Genomic DNA, 19,567 nt, shown 5'->3' with positions numbered 1-19,567 from the left:
AGAAGGATAAGATCATGAAGAAATGGATGAACAGATTATCTCGTCTCGGATTATTTCCCAAGTTGTTTCTGGTTATGGTTGTCAGTATTGTTCTCGTCTCTGTACTCATCTTGTGGACGACCATTCACATGTCAACCAATCTGTTCACGGAGACGTTCAGTATCACGAACTCGAAGGTGCTTAATCAGATCAAAACGAATTTTGAATCGTTTAACGAGGCCATTGCTGCCGTATCCAATAATGTGACTCAGAGTGGAGCGATTCGAGGATTCCTGTCTGAAGGAGATGCAGATTCCCTCACCATGGCCAAATCCTTCTATAATATGCGGGAAACGATGGACCGAATTCAATCCATAACGGAATCCTACGAAGTAGGGATAACGATTATCGGCATCAATGGGCGCAGTTATTCCACCAATCGTGCTCACCTTCAGATGTCAGTGGATGAATTGAAACAGGAACCGATCACGGTGGAAGCCGCTGAGACGCCCAGTCGTCTTATCTTTGATGATTACCAAAACGATGCAACGATCGGAAGTCAGCAGATGATCTCTGCCACGAAAGCACTGACGGATCGAGCCCGCAGTCGAATATACGGTACGCTTTTTGTCACTATGAGAGAAGAGGCGTTCCGGCAGTTCTATGCCAGCTTTACAAGTCGAGGCAATGACGTGGTCATTATGAACGAAAAAGGTGAGATTGTATCTTCGAATCGTGAAGACTGGATTGGGACAACTCAGCTGGACTTGCTGTCCTATGCCAGAGAAATGAACAAAACGTCTCCGAGAAGTATTAATGCTCGTGTGATGGATCAGGATAGCGTTGTTCTATCGGAGTATTTACCGTTCTATCGGTTTTACATTGTCAATGTCGTGGATAAGGATCTGGCGATGGGTCAACTCATCGACATGAAGACGGTTGCCCTGATCTGTGCAGCTATCGTTGTAGGGGCTCTTATTCTGGTATTTCTCATCACCAGCCAGATTACCAAGTCCCTGCGCAGACTTGTGAAGCAGATGTCCAATATTACGAAAAGTGATCTGGACAACTATATTCCGGTGAGTGGAAGCTACGAGAGCAGGCAGCTGGGCCATGCTTACAATTACATGCTTGATGAACTGCATGATTATGTGGATCAGTTAGTGCAGACCCAGCATGAACAACGTAACGCAGAACTTGCAGCTTTACAGAGTCAGATTAATCCTCACTTCTTGTACAATACACTTGCTTCTGTCAAAGTTTTGGTGCAACAAGGTAACAAGGACAGGGCAGCGGAGACCATTAATGCGCTGATCGGATTGCTACAGAATACGATTAGTGATGTGAGTCAGACCGTTACGGTTGAACAAGAAGTCGAGAATTTGAAAAATTATGTCTTCATTAATCACGTCAGATATGGAGGCCGGATTAAAGCAGCATTCTACGTCGCTCCCGATTGTACACATTACCATGTACCGAAGCTGGTTATACAGCCGTTTATCGAGAACGCATTTTTCCATGGATTTATCAAAAAAGAGACAGGCACGATTCATGTCATGGTTTCCAGAGCGGGGGAATCGCTCATTTGTGAGATCATGGACAATGGTGATGGAATTGAAGGACTCGTCATGGGAGAAACATTGCCTAATCCGAAAAACAATCGTCAACTATTCAGCGGCATCGGAATTCGCAACGTGCATGACCGCATTGAGCTATTATATGGTTCACCTTACGGTGTCACGATTATGAGCAACGTCGGTGAAGGGACGAGAGTGACCGTAACACTGCCTTTGATCACGAGTTGAGTTGCAACCCAATCCAACTGAATACACCCGAAATTGAGATCCCTCGCTTCTGTGTTTCTACAGAGACGGGGGATTTTTAAGTGTCAGAGAAAAATTCAAAATACATATTTGTACTATTTCAAGATCAAGAAATTACAAAATCAAAAGAAATTACAAAAAAACAAATTTAATGCAAACGGTTTCTGTAAAGGTTTTCATTATGGCAATAAGATGACAAATCCGTACAAAATTATTACTAACGAATGGCGATATGGGAATGATAAGATGATTACATCGAAAGCAACCGCTTTCAGAAAACGCAAACAAATTACACACAAAGAGGTTAAAGGGGAGTTGAATGTTTTGAAAAAAATGTGGGTATTGATGCTCGTTACAGTACTGCTGTTGTCTGCATGTTCATCCGGTGGTGGAGGTAATTCCGCTAGTGGTGGCGACGAAAAAACAAATGAAATTACGGTCTGGGCTTGGGACAAAGCTTTTAACGTTGCTGCAATGGAAACAGCAAAAGAAGCATATCAAAAAGCAAATCCTGATGTGAAAATTAACATCATTGAATACGCTCAAGCTGATATTATTCAAAAACTGAACACAGGTCTTAACTCCGGAACTGCCAGCGGTCTTCCAAACGTAGTTCTTATTGAAGACTATCGTTCACAAAGCTTCCTGAATGCATATCCAGATGCGTTCAAAGATCTGTCTTCCAACGTCACGGCTTCCGACTTTGCAGATTACAAACTCGGACCAACAGCGTTTGATGGCAAACAATATGGAGTACCATTTGACTCCGGCGTTGCTGGCTTGTACTACAGAACAGATCTGCTGGAGCAAGCTGGCTACAAAGCAGCTGACCTGCAAGACATCACTTGGGATGACTACATCCAAATTGGTAAAGACGTAAAAGCTAAAACAGGTAAAGAGCTTCTTTCTCTTGACCCGAATGACCTTGGTTTGATTCGTATGATGATCCAAACAGCAGGTAAATGGTATTCCGCAGAAGATGGTAAAACACCTGACATTGCTACTAATGCTGCCCTGAAAGAAGCTTTCATCACATACAAAGCGATGATGGATGCCAACATTGTTAAATTGCACTCTGACTGGAGTCAATTCGTTGCCAACGCCAATAACGGTAGCGTAGCAACAATTCCTACAGGTAACTGGTTCTCACCATCTGTACGTCAAGAAGCTTCCCAATCTGGCCAATGGGCTGTAGCCCCAATGCCGAAAATGGCTGGTCAACCAAACTCTGTTCACGCATCCAACCTGGGTGGTAGCTCTTGGTATGTTATGAACAACGTTCCTGGTGCAGATCAAGCAGCTGATTTTGTAGCAAAAACATTTGGTTCTGACAAACAATTGTATCAAGATCTGTTGAACAACATCGGCGCAATTGGTACGTACAAACCGGCAGTTGATGGCGAAGCTTATGCCAAAGCAGACGAGTACTTCGGCGGACAAAAAATCTTCACAGACTTTGCGAATTGGACGAAAGAAATTCCAAGCGTAAACTATGGTATCAACACATATGCCATTGAAGATATTCTGGTTGTAGAAATGCAAGCATTCCTGAACGGTAAATCAATCGATGACGTTCTGGCTGATGCACAAAAACAAGCTGAAGCACAATTAAACTAAGATACCCAAGGTAACTTATAGAACCCTAGGAAACATCGGAGCCGTCTCCCATGTCCGACGCAAGTCGAACCGGATATGGCGAGAGGCTCCGTGGGTTCTACCCATGTTCCATGGAGAGAGAGGAGCCATACTGTGAAAGCCATGAATACAGGAGACAGTCTCCAAAAGAAAAATAATTTGACTGGATGGGCTTTTGTTTTGCTGGCTGTTGTCGGGATTGTTGCATTTTACTTCTACCCGATGATCCAAGCGCTGCTCTTATCGTTCAAGTCTGGTGTAGGAGCCAATCTTGAATTTACGGGCCTTTCTAACTACAAAAGATTGTTAGTGGATACAACGTTCCGTACAGCATTATCGAATACATTTATCTACTTGATTATTCAAGTGCCTGTAATGATTATTCTCGGTTTGTTTATTTCCGTTTTGCTGAATGACAGCACACTACGCTTCCGGAGCTTCTTCCGTACAGCGATTTTCTTGCCTTGTGTAACTTCATTGGTAGCGTACTCTGTTGTATTCAAATATTTGTTCGCACCAGATGGAATGGTGAATCAATTCCTGATGGGCTTGCACATTATTGGCGATCCAATTCAATGGATCACAGACCCGTTCTGGGCTAAAATTACGATCATAATCGCCGTTACTTGGCGTTGGACTGGATATAACATGATTTTCTATCTGTCATCTCTGCAAAACATCGATCAATCGATCTATGAAGCTGCAAGAATTGACGGAGCGAATGCTTTTACACAATTCTTCAAAATCACAGTACCTTTGCTTAAACCGATTATCCTCTTCACGTCCATCACATCAACGATTGGTACATTGCAAATCTTCGATGAGATCATGAATATTACCAAAGGTGGTCCAGGTAATGCGACCATGTCGATTTCACAATACATCTACAACCTTTCGTTCAAGTATTCACCGGACTTCGGTTATGCAGCAACAGTGTCATATTCCATCGTAATCTTGATTATTGTATTGTCCATCATCCAGTTTAAAGTGGCAGGTGATAATAAAAATGGCTAAAGCTAAAGCAAAACGGATTTTCACGTATGTGTTCCTATCCATCGTCGCCTTTGTATCCATTTTCCCTTTCTTCTGGATGCTGGTCAGTTCAACAAATGCATCAGTAGATGTAACCAAGGGTAGACTGCTGCCCGGTTCAGCCTTCATTGATAACTTCAACAAACTGATTGATTCGACGAATCTGGTACAGGCTCTCGGAAACTCGGCGATTATCTCTGTAATCTCCACTCTCTTGGCACTGTTTATTGGTTCCATGGCAGGTTATGGCTTCGAGGTATATCGCACGAAGTCCCGTGATGTCGTGTTTAATATCCTGTTGTTATCCATGATGATCCCGTTTGCAGCGATTATGGTACCCCTGTATCGCATGTTTGCAACAATCTCGGGAGTTGCACCGGTTATCGGAATCAACACGATGGCAGCAGTTATCTTGCCAACCATTGCAACAGCGTTCCTGATCTTCTTCTTCCGTCAGAACACCAAAATGTTCCCGAAAGATTTGCTGGAAGCTGGACGAATTGATGGTCTGAGTGAGCTGGGGATCTTCCTGAAGATCTACATGCCAACCATGAAAACAACCTATGCGGCGGCGGCAATCATTACATTCATGAGTAGCTGGAACAACTATCTGTGGCCACTCATTGTATTGCAAACGCCTGACCAACAAACGATTCCGCTATTGATCTCAAATCTTGGTGCTGGTTATTCTCCGGACTACGGGGTAATCATGACAGCGATCGTCATTGCAACACTGCCTACAGCAATTGTATTCTTCATCATGCAGAAACACTTTGTTGCAGGTATGGTAGGATCCGTGAAGTAATGAAAACAGCATAATCCGTGTAAATGAACGGTGCAGGAAAGAAGAGAGGACGCCAGTTATGGCGTGCCTCTGTCTTTTTTGTTTGTTTATGTAAAGCAAAAAGGAAATCCAGATGCAACCTTGAATAAGTCAAACTATAACGTTTTAAAGGGAGAGAGAGCCGATGAAAGCAACAAAGGCAGATATCAACTGGTTGGGAGACGTAAGTGTATTTGAGGTGAACCGTCTTCATGCCTATTCCGATCACCGTTATTACCAAACGATGGATGAGGCTGTAAGTTCAGGTCCGATGTCCATGCGTTATGATCTGAATGGTACTTGGAAATTCAATTATGCCATTCGTCCGGACAGCCGTTCTGAATTTTTCTATACATCCGATTTCTCCAGTGAAGGCTGGGATGATATTGAAGTTCCTGGACACATCCAGCTTCAGGGATACGGACAGATTCAATATGTCAACACACAATATCCTTGGGATGGATTGAATGACATTCGTCCACCGGCACTGCCACAGGACAAAAATCCCGTGGGTAGTTACATTCGCACATTCCACCTGCCTACAGGTTGGGAGTCGAACCCGGTATATATTTCTTTCCAGGGCGTAGAGTCTGCATTCTACGTATGGCTTAACGGACAATTTGTAGGATATGGAGAGGACAGCTTCACGCCGTCTGACTTTGACTTGACGCCATTCCTTCAGGATGGAGAGAACAAACTCGCTGTTGAGGTGTATCAACGCAGCACAGGAAGCTGGCTGGAAGATCAGGATTTCTGGCGTTTCTCAGGCATTTTCAGAGATGTATATCTGTACACTGTTCCGGCTGCACACGTTCGTGATGTTCATGTTCGCACAGATCTGGACAAGTCTTACACCAACGGTACATTGCAACTGGATCTGAAGCTGGAAGGAAAAGCTGTTGCAGGAGCGCGAGTAGAGGTTGAACTTCGTGATCGTGAAGGCAATACCGTTAAAACGTTTGAATCCAACGTTAATGATGGACAAGTAAGTCTTCGTGAAGATATCGGTACAGTGAACCTGTGGAGCGCAGAGATTCCATACTTGTACCGTCTCTATATTCGTGTATATGATGCTGCGGGTGCACTGGTTGAGGTTGTTCCCCAAGCCGTTGGTTTCCGTACATTCGAAATGATTGACAAAGTAATGCACATCAACGGTAAACGTATCGTATTCAAAGGTGTGAATCGCCATGAGTTCAACCCGCGTCGTGGACGTGCGGTTACGAAGGAAGACATGCTGTGGGATGTTCGTACGATCAAACAGAATAATATGAATGCTGTACGTACGTCACACTATCCAAACCAAAGTCTCTGGTATGAGCTGTGTGATGAATATGGACTGTATGTTATTGATGAAATGAACCTGGAGACACACGGATCTTGGCAGAAACTTGGCGCCGTTGAGCCTTCATGGGTTATTCCAGGTGACAAACCGGAATGGCATGATATCGTTATGGACCGCGCTGTATCCATGGTAGAACGGGACAAAAACCATCCGTCCATTCTGATCTGGTCATGTGGTAACGAATCACATGGTGGTGAAGTCATCTACAAGGTATCCCAATATTTCAAATCGGCTGATCCAACACGTCTGGTGCATTATGAAGGTGTATTCCATGATCGCCGTTTCGATGAGACAAGTGATATGGAGACTCGCATGTATGCCAAACCGGCGGACATTGAGGAATTCCTGAATGCGAATCCGACCAAGCCTTATATCAGCTGTGAGTACATGCATGCCATGGGTAACTCCATTGGCGGTATGCACAAATATACGGAGTTGGAAGACAAATACCCGATGTATCAAGGTGGATTCATCTGGGATTACATCGACCAATCCATTTACAAAAAAGATCGTTACGGCAAAGAGTTCCTCGCTTATGGCGGAGATTTTGGTGATCGTCCATCAGACTATTCCTTCTGTGGTAACGGGATCGTTCATGCTGATCGTAAAGTAACTGCGAAAATGCAGGAGGTCAAATTCCTGTACCAGAACATCAAGCTGTTCCCGGATCGTGAAGGTGTTAAGATCGTGAACGGTAATCTGTTTGCAGATACATCTGCGCTGGAACTGGTTTACAGCCTGGATCGTGAGGGACATGAAGTTCTACGTGGAACATTGGAAGTCAACGTAGATGCACAAAGCGAGACAGTTGTGAAGCTTCCGCTCAATGCAGCCTCTTTGGCAGGCGGCGAGTATGCTGTGAACACTGCACTTGTGTTAAAAGAAGCTACACTGTGGGCTGACAAAGGCGAAGAAGTGGCGTTTGGACAGTTTATTTTCACACAGGATCAGGTGAATGATACAGCCGAGACGGACCTGAACCTTGTAAGTGATGTACAGGTTATTGAAGGTGACGTTAACATCGGTGTTCGTGCTGGCAAGACGCATGCGCTGTTCTCCAAACAGTTCGGGACATTGGTTTCCCTTAAATTGTCTGGTCGTGAGACCATTGCCGTACCACCTGCACCGCTCTTCTGGCGTGCAATGACGGATAATGACAAAGGTATGGCGATGGGCTTCGAACTGGGTGCCTGGTATGCAGCGAGCCTGATGCCACGTTGTGTGGAGTGGAAAGCAGAACAGAAACCGGACCAATACCGGATCGAGTTCACCTACAAACTCAACATTTCGGCAGATGTACAGGTGAAAGTGGTATATAGCGTTCATGCAGATGGAAGTGTTCATGTGCATAATACGTACAAAGGAACAGCTGGATTGCCTAACTTGCCAATTCATGCACTTTCCTTCAGAACATCACCTGACTTCGAAAACGTGGAATGGTTGGCGATGGGACCCGAAGAAAACTATGCGGACCGCGCATTCGGCGCACGTCTCGGTATCCACAGCAGCAAAGTAGCGGATACGATGGCGCCATATCTGGTACCACAGGAGTCTGGCAACCGCACGGGCGTGCGTTGGGCGAAATTGACGGACAACGCAGGACGCGGCTTCAAAATCGAAGCTTCTGCAGCTCCGGTTGAGCTGAATGTATCACCATATACGGCATTTGAGCTGGAGAACGCACAGCATGCGTACGAATTGCCTCCTGTGCACTATACGGTCGTTACTGTAGCGGGTAAACAAATGGGTGTTGGCGGTGATGACAGCTGGGGTGCTCCGGTTCATCCGGAATACCTGATCCCTTCGGACGGCGAGCTGACATTCGAATTCGTCATTCGTGCACTGTAATTAATTAAAAGCATATTTGGATTAAAGAACAGAGGTCTTCGCTTGTCGGAGGCCTCTGTTTTGTTATGTCAATGAACAGCTTAGGTTGCATGTATGAAACCGTTCTCGTTCTGGTCTCGTAATGTACGAGATAGAATCATAAGAGGGGGTTCAAGATGAGTAGAAAAGCAAAGACAGGTATATGGGTGACGGTGTTAGTCTTCTTGGGTATCATTGTTGGATGTTTCATTTGGTATTTCAATACGGCTTCGGGTGAACGTGCACTCAAAACGATGAGATCCAATAACTCGGGCGGCCTGGAGCGGGTCGTTAAAGTGTACAGTGATTCCGGTGAATTGATTCAGACCTACGATGGCAAAATTGACGTTGAAGATACGGAATACGGGAATAAAGTATTATTCGATCTCAATGGAAAACGTGTTGTGATCTATAATGCAACGATTGTTGTTGAAGAGAAGTAAAGCGTAAATTGCCAGTCTTGAAGAAGCGCTGGTGTGGAATTTGGAATGACACCCTATTGCTTATATGGTAAAATTAAGGAAATGACATAAGGGTCGGGTGAGATTGTTAAGGTGGATATGTACCTAATAATTCTGGTTGCAATGTTGGGAATGATCCTGTTCTATAGTCTGATCGGATATTTCTTAATTCGTTCCATTTCGAGAAAAGCATTCAAGCTTACGTTAACCAAATATGAAGTGATGGAGATTATGACCTGGCTCGCCGTGCTGTTTATTACCTTCATGATGATTAAGACAGGTTCCATGAATGTTCTCTTGCCGGTTGTTTTACTTATCATTCCATTAATCAATTTGCGACTTTCCAATCGGAAACATCGAGAGCTGAATTAGTATGCTCTTGCCAATCTTTCGGATGAGTTGCAGTCTGTTTTTGATAAAGCAGAAAGAGATTGGATGGTTCCGACCGAAGAAGAAGCCGAAATAAGTGAATTTGAAGAAAAATATATCTAACAAAATAATTGAAAACATAAACAACAAAAAGAAGCCCTCTTTCGAGAGCTTCTTTTTCATGGGAGAGGAGAAACCGGACGAAGAGCTTATGGGGAAACGTAAGTCTTCTCCGCGGTTGTCTACGACACTTGTGATGTCGATAATTATAGAATCGCCCGATTGTTTTCTTTTTATACATATGCGTCAACAATTCGTCAACAATTTTCCAAGGCAAATGAAGACCGAGCATTTTTCAAACCGAACTCGAATGTGGTACGATAGCCGTATCAATAAACTTACATAGAGAAAAGGTGACTCGTCAGTGAGAGTGGTATCTGGGAGTGCGAAAGGCAGACCGCTGAAGGCTGTCCCTGGCACAGGTACGCGGCCGACCACCGACAAGGTGAAGGAAGCGTTATTTAGCATGGTTGGTCCTTATTTTGAGGGCGGCACAGCATTGGATCTGTTTGCAGGCAGTGGGGGTCTCGGTATTGAGGCGCTGAGCCGCGGCATGGACAAGGCTGTTTTTGTTGATTTGGAATCGAAAAGTATTGAAGTCATCCGCATGAATCTGAAGGCGACCAAGCTGGAAGACCAAGCGGCTGTATACCGTAATGATGCAGGTCGTGCATTGAAGGCACTCGCCAAGCGAGGCATAACGTTCGATCTGGTATTTCTCGACCCGCCATATCGCATGAAGAATGGGCACGAGTTGATGCTGACCATGCACGAACTGGAACTTCTGGAACCTGAAGCAACCATTGTGCTTGAATATGAATCCAAACATGATTACCCTGAGCAATTCGGCCCGTTTGAACAAACGCGCAAGGCTTTGTATGGGGAGACGGCAGTATCCATCTATTATTATGCGCCCGAAGCAGTTGAAGATGGAGAATCCATTACACCGGAAGAGGAGGCTCCTCATGACTGAAATGATACATCGACAGGAACGGATCGCCGTATATCCTGGGAGTTTTGATCCCGTAACGATGGGGCATCTGGATATTATCGCTAGAGCCTCGAAGCAATTTGATCGTGTCATTGTGGCTGTGTTGAACAATATGAGCAAAAATCCGCTGTTTACGGTGGAGGAACGCAAGGATTTGATCACAGAAGTAACCCGTCATCTACCGAATGTCGAGGTGGACAGTTTCCGCGATCTGACGGCCAATTACGTCCGGCAAAAGGAAGCTCAGGTCATCGTCCGCGGTATACGCTCGGTAACTGATTTTGAATATGAGTTGCAGTTGGCATCGACCAACAGCAAGTTGAACCCGGATGCGGAAACGATATTTATGATGACGAATCCGAAATATTCGTATCTAAGTTCCAGCATCGTGAAAGAAATCGCTCATTATCATGGAGATGTAACAGATCTTGTATCACCTGAAGTGGAAGTTGCGCTTCGTCAGAAAATCAGCGAGAAAACCGGCGGTTAAACCAGAAGGTAAGACCCGATAGACTAATCATGACTGCAAGAAGTAACACTAGAACCATGCATGCAGCAGGAAAAGCGCTCCATATGGTGTTCATTGTATATATGTTGTCTGGATGATGTATGAGTAGCCAACTGAATGGTGTTGACAGGTCCTGGCCTGCATTCGTCTGTAATGTGGTCCAGGCTTGTGTGCTGTATTTGCTGAACGGCATCCAGAGGAACAGACTGATCAAAAAGGCGATGATCCCATGAGTCAGACGAACTCCGGCAAAGTACAACATGGATTTGCTGTCGGGTGCAGTTGTCTTCAGGACAGCAGAGACTTGCAGATGGGAGCATAGACCGCCCCATCCCAGAACAGCTGCAAGCAGGGACATCAGCACGGCAGGTGTAAGTGAAGTTTGGCTCAAATGGTAGGTACCCAAATGAATCTCCAAAAAGGCCGGCCACAGTGCAGCAGAAGACCCGGGAGTCAGATAAAGGGAGAGTAGTCGGATAAATACGGCGAAACCGATCATGTAACCTCCGGTCATCATCAAAGTCTGCACAGCTTGGGATACGGTGTCACCCAGAAGTTTGCCAAATCCTCTTCCATCACGACGATGAGCCTCCCTGGCTGCCAGCGTCATCTCAGACCATTTATTGCGTCGTTTCAACATAGTGTGGTGAGGGATCGATGAGTGACTGGTGGAACTTGCAGGAATTACAGGGTGAGAACCAAGAGAGCTGCTTTCTGCCTGGACGGCTGCTGAGCCATCTGGATTTTTACGTTTACCCCGTGCAGGCAGGAGACGTACCGCAAGGATGGCAGCGATCCAGCCGCTGATCCAGTGAACCACTAAGAGGAAATATCCGGCGGCAGGCTGGTGAAGAAAAGCAGCACCAACGACCAGGATGATCATCATCGGATTGGCAAAATGAGCTGCTGCTGCAAGGACAACCGCCTGCTTGGCGGTAATTTGTCTATCCTGAAATAAACGGGATACCGCATCCGCTCCTGCGGGGAATCCGCCGCACATGCCAACAGCAATAGCCAGCCCCGCGCTGCCTGGAAGTCTGAACCAGCGTTGCATCAACGGTCCGAGTAGGGCGCCTATCGCGTGAGTGAAGCCAAACGCAGTGAGCATTTGGGATAACATGAGGAATGGGAGCATGGCAGGAAAGATGATTTTCCACCATATGTCCAGACCTTGAATTGAGGCATCAAACGCTTCTTTGGGAGAAGCAACTACTGCAACGACCAGTGCTAAAGCGCCAGTACTTAGAAGTATCGTTCGTAACGGGCCAGAGTCTCTAACCTCGCTCTGTATTGTCATCGTTTCACCTCATATCAAATAACGCCGGTTCGGCATCTGAATCATTATGGACGGCCGAATGGCGCCCAAAGGGCGGTTCGGCCTTGACCGGACAGGCTATGGTATACAGCGGCCTATCCGGCCTGTACCATTGTATGCACAAGGACCAGAGTGTTAGACTTGGAAATAAACTATTCAATCAGATGAGCTGAGTATTTGCATTACAAAGAGCGTGAAACTTAACCGGAGAATGGAAGTATTCAAAAGGTGGTATTTTGATCGCTGGAATAATGTAGAATACAGGTTCATCATGTATAGAGATACAAAGAACGGAGGCTCATGCGATGAATCGGATTCGGAAATCTGGCGGATTCAGAGCTTCGATCTTTGTGATCGTGGTGGCTCTGGTCGTCTATGTTGCCGTGTACATGCCAACGCCGTATATCATATATATGCCAGGCAGTGCAGACGAAGTAAAACCCATGGTAACGGTTAAAGGCGGAGACCAGGAAGAACGCGGTGTGTTCATGATGACGACCGTATCGGCAACCTATGCCAATGTGTTTTTGCTAGGAACCTCTCTGTTCAATCGGAATGCTCAAGTGGATAAAAAGGAAGACCGGCTGCGCGGCAAAAGCGAAGCGGAATATTCCGCCGAACAAGTATGGTTCATGAGTGACTCCCAATCCTCCGCAATGGAGGCTGCTTATGAGCAGGCTGATGTGGCGTACTCCATTGTACCTGAACATATCTTTGTATTTGGACTGTCCGAAGATCCGAAACCGGAAGGAGATGTTGCTCCGGGAGATATTATTTTGGGAGTGGACGGAACAGCTACGCCGGATAATACGGTGCTTTCTGCCCAGTTAAAAGATAAAAAGGTCGGAGATACGGTCGAAATGCAACTGGATCGTGGTGGAGAGACTATTAGCCGGGACGTGAAACTGATTCAAGTAAAAGACAGCAAGACGGGTGAAGCCCGCCCGGGACTCGGCGTAATGATTGGTGCGGTTCAGAAGGTGAAAGCTGAAGATCCGGAAAAACAGATTTCCTTCACTGATACGCAGGTTGGTGGTCCATCTGCCGGGTTGATGTTTACGTTGGAGATCTATAACCAGTTAACACCTGGAGATCTGACCAAGGGTCATCGAATTGCGGGTACAGGTACCATTACCAAGGATGGTGTGGTGGGTGCAATTGGTGGTGTAGTGCACAAGATTGTAGCCGCTGACCGGAAAGAGGCGGAGATTTTCTTCGTGCCGAAAGATAATTATAATGAAGCGGCAGCCAAGGCTGAACAGATTGGCACCAAAATGAAACTTGTGCCTGTGAGCACGGTGGATGATGCGCTGGCTTACCTGAAAACATTGTCTGTGAAGGAATGAAGAGTATCAAAAGATAGAGAAATAAGGATGTTAATAAGAGAATCCCCTTGTTGCGATATGCCTGAGTGGCGCGCAGCAAAGGGGTTTTTTCTTGTGAAAACTTATGGTCAAAAGTGGTTTACAGCCTCACAGGTGACTCATAGTAATCACTGAACATTCTGCGTGTATCACCATGCTCGCAAGCGAGCCCATACGCCACCTGAGCTTGAATATCCAGTTCCAGTTGATTGTGTGTGAATGTGGACGGTTTTAGCACAACAGGCAGCGAAGCAGTCTTTTTCATCTGTTTAAGCAGGCTCTGCCCTTGAGCATTAAATCCGAGGACTCGGAGATATCCGGGTCCGTCAGCCAATTGCTCTGGTGAACACTCGGCTTTGGTGTGATTCAGGAGCAGGTGGGCGAGCATACGCTGGAGCTTCGTGCGTGTGTAACGTTTGGTCTTTAGTGCATTCAGGAGTGCCTCGACTGAAGGCTCCGGGAGCTGAGCGAGTGTACGGCTCAGCCGGTGTTCCAGGCCTTCCGTGACTTCGGCGATGCGTTCCAGCTCGGAGGCACGGCGGGTGGCCGCAAGGTGCAACAGCGGCTGTGCAAAGCGCTCCCAGTGTATGGGAGCGCGCCCTTCCTGCCATTCGCGATGCAGAATGGCAAGGGTTGCCGCCGGCACGTATGGCGCGGCGGCGTCGGGTCCGTCCGCCATCAGCAGGCGGCGGACGGCTGTGGCACTGGCGATCGCCCCCGGCCCGGGCGTCGCCTCATGATACGCGGCACCGGTACGCGCCGCCGTCAAGGGCTGGATCGCGCTGCCGAGTCGTTGCAACGCGATCAGGTAGTGCAGCCCAAGCGAATTGTTGGGCTGCTCCAGCAGTGCAGCGGCGTCGTGAGCATCGACGCCGCCGGGCGCCAGCGCTGCCGCCGCGCCTGCGTACGCGGCGGGGTAGCTGGCGCCTTCCCGCAGGCGGCGCGCGATGTCCTCGCGCATCCCTGCGGGCTCCACAGCCAGCACGCGCGCAATGCGCTGCAGGCTGTCCAGGTCGCCGGACTCGCTGCCGAAGCAGAGCGAGTCCACAACGCCGGTGCGGTGCAGCAGCGATACCGCACCGAAGGCAAACCATTCCGCCGGTTGGACCGCGTAGGCCACCGGCAATTCAAGCACCAGATCGGCGCCTGCGTGCAGCGCCATCTCGGTGCGCGCCCTTTTACCCACGATGGCGGGTTCGCCACGCTGGAGAAAAGGGCCGCTCATGACCGCAACAACGGCGTCTGCCCCGCTTAGCCGCCGAGCTTCCTGCAAATGATAGACATGCCCGTTGTGCAAGGGGTTATATTCAACAATGACGCCTACGGCTCTCATGATTAGACGTACTCCTCTCAAATGAGATAATGGGTATGTATGCTTGCTGTTATAGTTCATTCCATCATAGGTGATGACCTCGATTAGATCAAATCACGGAGTCTGTCGGACCAATGAAAAAAGGCACAAATCCAACATCAGCAGATGTCAGACCGTGCCTTATATTCAGAACGCTTAGACACTCTCCGGCGTGGGGGAAAGACTAGCTTTGGGTCCGAAAAATTCATAATGAATGTTGTCCGCTGGAACACCAAGCGCCAGAAGCTCCGTATACATTGCGCGCATGAACGAAATCGGCCCACACAGATAATAAGTGGAATCCAGTTCATCAATGACTTGGCGAAGCCAGGCCGCATCCATATAACCTTCCTTATGAAAATGATTGCTCGTACGATCAGAATCCTCGGGTTGTGTATAACAATAATAAGCTTTAACGCCCTGATTACGCTCAACCAGACTGTTCACATGATCACGGAAAGCATGAGATTGACCATTCGGACTTGCATGCAAAAATGTAATTGCACGGTTATCGTTCAACTGAACCAGCGTATTTAACATGCTGATCATTGGCGTTAATCCAACACCGCCACTAAGCAGCACAACAGGACGTTTATCCTCTGCATTCAGCGTGAAGTCGCCAGCAGGAGCGGATAGTTCCACCTGACTGCCTTCTTCAATGTGATCGTGTAAATACGTCGAGATAACTCCGTCAGGCCGCTCTGACACACCTCGCTCACGCTTAACGGAAATGCGATAGTATGGTTTACCCGGGGCCTCTGAAAGGCTATACTGACGAATCTGGGTAAATGACTGTGCCTCTGGCTGAATTTTGATGCTGATGTATTGTCCTGGTTCATAGCTGGCAATAGGCTTACCATCGTCTGGAACGAGATAAAAGGACGTGATGACTTCGCTTTCCTGCACTTTCTTGGCAACTTTGAAGGTCCGGAATCCTTCCCAGCCACCTGTCTGGTTTTCCGCTTCTGTATACATGTCCTGTTCGATCCCGATAAAGGCGTCTGCAATGACATTGTAGGCTTCGCCCCACGCCGTGATGATCTCATCGGTAGCCGCGTCTCCAAGCACATCTTTGATAGCTTGTAACAGATAGGTGCCGACAATCGCATATTGCTCGGGAACGATACCCAGGCTGCGGTGTTTATGTGCAACTTGCCGGACGGCAGGCAGGATGGAGGACAGATTGTCGATATGAAGGGCGGCGGTGTACACCATATTGGCGAGGGCGGCTTGCTGACGTCCCTGTTTCTGGTTTGCATGATTGAAAATATTCAGCAGTTCCGGATGAGCTGTGAACATCGTTTCGTAGAAATGGCGTGTGATCGCTTCGCCATGAACTTCAAGTACGGGAACTGTAGATTTAATGACGGTAATTGTGTGTTCGCTTAACATGCATATTCCCTCCCGATAAGATAATGAAATAGTTGAATAATAAAACGGTCATGGAGCTGATCGTGCTTCGGTTTATAGCAAGTATAGATAGGGGCCAAGAAGGTCAGTGTGATATAGATCACACTAAACGTTAACGAAATGTGACCGGTGTTTGCAAGCAATTACAACTAAAATGACGACTTGTAGTTTATCTTGAAGTGAGTCTATAATAGACCAGATGGAGTAAATGGCTATGTGGTCAGTGTTTTTAAAAAGGGTGTAAAGTTAAAAGTGTTGACAAACGTCTTGAAAAATCGGTATAATGATTTTTGTTTGTTAAGTCAATTTCATAATACTTTTAACGCTAAAGCGTCAGAATACATACAGTCAGGATTTACTGCTTTACAAAAGCTGGCTTGACCTGTATAACTGTCGTGATACGTTTGACATGAATTATGAAATTGGTTTCGTTTGGAGTGATGGAAATGTTAATGCCATTTCGCAAAGTGGCTACCAGTGATGGTCCGCTGAAGTTTAACGAACAGTGGGAAATCAAGGAACTGGTTTCTAACCGACAAGATATCACAGCCGTTACCCCGCTGACTGCGGATTTATCTGCAGAATTCAGAGAAGGTGACGTTGTGGATGTTCATGGCAAGCTGACCGTAGGAGTGGACATGTTGTGCTCCCGTTGTCTCAAGCCGATCAATGAACATTTTCATATTGATTTTCATGAGCAATTCAAGCAGGGAAAACAGCCAGAGGACTTACACGAAGACGATGATACGCTCTATGTGGATGGAGATAGCGTTGATCTGAAGGGTTATGCCGAGGAAGCTTTTCTGCTGGATCTTCCGTTTATACCGCTATGCAGCGATACATGCAAAGGGTTATGCCCCAAGTGTGGCCATGAGCTGAACGAAGGTGACTGCGGTTGTGATAACCAGGTTATCGATCCGCGGCTTGCAGGGCTCAAGGATTTTTTTAAATGAGCATGATTGAAAATCGAACATTGTAACAACGCGGTATTTTGCATAAATCAAAAGAGCGACTTTCAATCAGCAAAACATTGGATCGAAATGGTTCAGTTCGTCCATATTTTGTTCCGTAAGCGTATAGATCGAATTATGCAAAATACTAACTACCTGCAAAGGTTGATTTTGATAAGGAGGTGGGAATAATGGCAGTACCTCAACGGAGAACGTCCAAGACGCGTCGCGACAAACGTCGCACTCACTTTAAATTGGCTGTACCGGGCATGGTGAAATGTGAACAATGTGGCGAACTTAAACTTAGTCACCACGTGTGCAAAGTGTGCGGAACGTACAAAGCAAGAGAGATCATCTCTCAATAATAGTTGGACATTAAGTAGCACTTCATTTCGATGAGGTGCTATTTTTTTTGAATTAGAGGGTGTCGATAGAGTGAGTTGGCAGGCATGAAATCCGTGCTTCACATGGGTGGATTGTTTTTGTTAGGCCAGCCTTTCTTTTTGACACGGGATGAGATATACTATAGTTTAGTACCAGGTTCTAAGATTTGGCGTTACATATAAATGAACCATGATCTGTTTGAGAACGACCCTGGTGACCAGGGATGCAACTATAGAAGCAACAGGATAGAATGGTTGAACTGGCCGGATGGGACGGTTCCGTAAACGATACAGCGGGGGGTGTCAGGCATCGAACGTGTACCGAAGAGACAGAGGCAACAGCAGTTAACCAAAATGATAGAAGAAAACCCGTTTGTGACGGATCAGGAACTTACGCGCCAATTGAAGGTGAGTATTCAGACGATTCGTCTTGACAGGCTGGAACTTGGAATACCCGAACTTCGGGAGCGGATGAAACTGATGGCAGAGCGCTCGTATGATCAGGTACGCTCGCTGCCCCTGCATGAGATCATCGGTGATATTGTAGACTTGCAGCTGGACAAGAGCGGGATTTCCCTGTTTGAGATTAAGGAAGAACATGTGTTTTCAAGAACAGGCATTGCACGTGGACACTATGTCTTTGCACAGGCTAACTCTTTGGCTGTAGCGATCATTAATGACGAGATCGCGTTGACTGCATCAGCAGACATTCGTTTTGTCCGTTCGGTTCATTTGGGAGAGAAATGTATTGCGAAGGCTTATGTGAGATCGATTCCGGGTCAAAAGGGCAAAGCCAAAGTGGAAGTATTCACTTATGTAGGTGAGGAAATGGTGTTTCAAGGCAACTTTGTAATCTACCATTCAGGTGGAGAAGACAGCGGAGAAGGAGGTCATTTGGAATGAAAATCGTCATTGATGCCATGGGAGGCGACAATGCACCTGCATCAACGGTAGAAGGTGCGATTGCCGCAGCCACGGAATGGGCGGATACACAGATCGTCCTGATCGGCGATGAAGCCAAGCTGGAACCTCTTTTGAGTCAGTCAGGTGTGAGACCTGCCAATCTGACGGTCCGGCATGCTTCCGAAGTTATTGGTTCGGATGATGAGCCGGTACGAGCGGTGCGTCGCAAGAAGGATGCCTCCATGGTGGTAGCAGGCCGCATGCTGAAAGAGGGCGAAGCGGATGCGATGATCTCTGCAGGCAATACTGGAGCATTGATGACAGCGGGTTTGCTTGTTGTAGGTCGCATGGAAGGTATTGAACGTCCGGCGCTTGCGCCCATGATTCCAACGATTGATGATGTGGGTGTACTTGCGCTTGATCTCGGAGCGAATATGGATGCCAAACCGGAGCATCTTGCACAATATGGCCTGATGGGCAGTTTGTATCGACAGAAAGTACAGGGCATAGAATCCCCAAGAGTGGGCTTGCTCAATGTAGGAACAGAGCCAGGTAAGGGAAATGAGTTAACCAAACATGCGTATCCTTTACTGGAGCAACTCCCCATTCGGTTTGTCGGTAATGTAGAGGCACGTGATGTGCTGACGGGTGCTTGTGATGTGCTTGTATGTGACGGTTTTGCAGGGAATATACTGCTGAAATCGCTAGAAGGCACAGCAGGTGCCATTTTCGCCTTGCTTAAGGAACAATTCTCCTCTTCCCTCAAAAGTAAACTGGCTGCGGCTGTACTGATGCCTGAGCTGCGTGGATTGAAACGGAAGCTGGACTATACGGAGCATGGCGGAGCACCGCTCCTCGGTTTGAGCAGACTGGTTGTGAAAAGTCATGGATCTGCTGATGGCAATGCCATCAAAAATGCTGTGCGGCAAGCTCGGATTGCAGTGCAGAATCAGCTGGTAGAGAGCATATCTAAGGAAATTAGCGGGAAGTGAGTGACGA

At 47.0% G+C, this 19,567-nt stretch carries 17 protein-coding genes; 14 read left to right on the top strand and 3 right to left on the bottom strand.

Annotated elements, in window-relative coordinates; genetic code table 11:
* Window positions 1–14: 14 nt before the first annotated feature.
* The 9 genes from AC4G47_RS19700 (at window position 15) to coaD (ending at window position 10,874) form a co-directional block, all read left to right on the top strand.
* The gene (locus tag AC4G47_RS19700) at window positions 15–1,784 is read left to right on the top strand and encodes a cache domain-containing sensor histidine kinase (protein WP_491102288.1); all 1,770 of its coding nucleotides are present in this window, start codon (window positions 15–17) and stop codon (window positions 1,782–1,784) included.
* A 342-nt stretch (window positions 1,785–2,126) separates the two neighbouring features.
* Window positions 2,127–3,419, top strand: a complete 1,293-nt coding sequence (locus tag AC4G47_RS19695) for an extracellular solute-binding protein (protein ID WP_491106745.1) — start codon at window positions 2,127–2,129, stop codon at window positions 3,417–3,419.
* Window positions 3,420–3,560: 141 nt separating this feature from the next.
* Window positions 3,561–4,451 carry a carbohydrate ABC transporter permease gene (locus AC4G47_RS19690; protein ID WP_062835980.1) on the top strand — a complete coding sequence of 297 codons (891 nt, stop codon included), beginning with the start codon at window positions 3,561–3,563 and terminating at the stop codon, window positions 4,449–4,451.
* Window positions 4,444–5,274 carry a carbohydrate ABC transporter permease gene (locus tag AC4G47_RS19685; RefSeq protein WP_458126341.1) on the top strand — a complete coding sequence of 277 codons (831 nt, stop codon included), beginning with the start codon at window positions 4,444–4,446 and terminating at the stop codon, window positions 5,272–5,274. Before AC4G47_RS19690 ends, AC4G47_RS19685 begins: the two co-directional genes overlap by 8 nt.
* A gap of 163 nt (window positions 5,275–5,437) precedes the next feature.
* Window positions 5,438–8,485, top strand: a complete 3,048-nt coding sequence (lacZ, locus tag AC4G47_RS19680) for a beta-galactosidase, LacZ type (RefSeq protein WP_491102287.1) — start codon at window positions 5,438–5,440, stop codon at window positions 8,483–8,485.
* Between the two features lie 155 nt (window positions 8,486–8,640).
* Entirely contained in the window at window positions 8,641–8,946 is a 306-nt protein-coding gene (locus tag AC4G47_RS19675; RefSeq protein WP_458126343.1) for a hypothetical protein, read from the top strand.
* Between the two features lie 117 nt (window positions 8,947–9,063).
* Window positions 9,064–9,336, top strand: coding sequence for a hypothetical protein (locus AC4G47_RS19670; RefSeq protein WP_491102286.1), 273 nt, complete (start codon window positions 9,064–9,066; stop codon window positions 9,334–9,336).
* A 421-nt stretch (window positions 9,337–9,757) separates the two neighbouring features.
* On the top strand, window positions 9,758–10,366 hold the full coding sequence (rsmD, locus tag AC4G47_RS19665) for a 16S rRNA (guanine(966)-N(2))-methyltransferase RsmD (RefSeq protein ID WP_491102285.1): 609 nt from the start codon (window positions 9,758–9,760) through the stop codon (window positions 10,364–10,366).
* 1 nt (window position 10,367) lies between these two features.
* On the top strand, window positions 10,368–10,874 hold the full coding sequence (gene coaD / locus AC4G47_RS19660) for a pantetheine-phosphate adenylyltransferase (protein ID WP_458127213.1): 507 nt from the start codon (window positions 10,368–10,370) through the stop codon (window positions 10,872–10,874).
* Here coaD and AC4G47_RS19655 read toward each other — a convergent pair.
* Entirely contained in the window at window positions 10,852–12,189 is a 1,338-nt protein-coding gene (locus AC4G47_RS19655; protein WP_491102284.1) for a nucleoside recognition domain-containing protein, read from the bottom strand. The genes coaD and AC4G47_RS19655 overlap by 23 nt on opposite strands.
* Before the next feature lie 323 nt (window positions 12,190–12,512).
* On the opposite strand from AC4G47_RS19655, the gene AC4G47_RS19650 reads away from it, so the two are divergent.
* The gene (locus AC4G47_RS19650) at window positions 12,513–13,553 is read left to right on the top strand and encodes a SepM family pheromone-processing serine protease (RefSeq protein ID WP_491102283.1); all 1,041 of its coding nucleotides are present in this window, start codon (window positions 12,513–12,515) and stop codon (window positions 13,551–13,553) included.
* A 118-nt stretch (window positions 13,554–13,671) separates the two neighbouring features.
* Here AC4G47_RS19650 and AC4G47_RS19645 read toward each other — a convergent pair whose 3' ends face one another.
* Window positions 13,672–14,904, bottom strand: coding sequence for a nucleotidyltransferase (locus AC4G47_RS19645; protein WP_491102282.1), 1,233 nt, complete (start codon window positions 14,902–14,904; stop codon window positions 13,672–13,674).
* Window positions 14,905–15,078: 174 nt separating this feature from the next.
* On the bottom strand, window positions 15,079–16,314 hold the full coding sequence (gene hmpA / locus AC4G47_RS19640; protein WP_491102281.1) for an NO-inducible flavohemoprotein: 1,236 nt from the start codon (window positions 16,312–16,314) through the stop codon (window positions 15,079–15,081).
* A gap of 464 nt (window positions 16,315–16,778) precedes the next feature.
* Between hmpA and AC4G47_RS19635 the strand changes: the two genes are divergently transcribed.
* The 4 genes from AC4G47_RS19635 (at window position 16,779) to plsX (ending at window position 19,560) form a co-directional block, all read left to right on the top strand.
* A complete protein-coding gene (locus AC4G47_RS19635; protein WP_491102280.1) occupies window positions 16,779–17,285 on the top strand; it encodes a YceD family protein in 507 nt (168 codons plus the stop codon).
* A gap of 188 nt (window positions 17,286–17,473) precedes the next feature.
* Complete coding sequence (gene rpmF / locus AC4G47_RS19630) at window positions 17,474–17,647, top strand: 50S ribosomal protein L32 (RefSeq protein ID WP_017689233.1); 174 nt, start codon at window positions 17,474–17,476, stop codon at window positions 17,645–17,647.
* Window positions 17,648–18,019: 372 nt separating this feature from the next.
* Entirely contained in the window at window positions 18,020–18,568 is a 549-nt protein-coding gene (gene fapR / locus AC4G47_RS19625; protein ID WP_062833760.1) for a transcription factor FapR, read from the top strand.
* The gene (plsX, locus tag AC4G47_RS19620) at window positions 18,565–19,560 is read left to right on the top strand and encodes a phosphate acyltransferase PlsX (protein WP_336761209.1); all 996 of its coding nucleotides are present in this window, start codon (window positions 18,565–18,567) and stop codon (window positions 19,558–19,560) included. The genes fapR and plsX overlap by 4 nt, the downstream gene beginning before the upstream one ends.
* The last annotated feature ends 7 nt before the right edge of the window (window positions 19,561–19,567 follow it).

This window comes from Paenibacillus sp. Negev47 (genome assembly GCF_058313655.1).
Note: the sequence above shows the minus strand (reverse complement) of the source record. Positions and strands in the feature narration are given on the sequence as shown.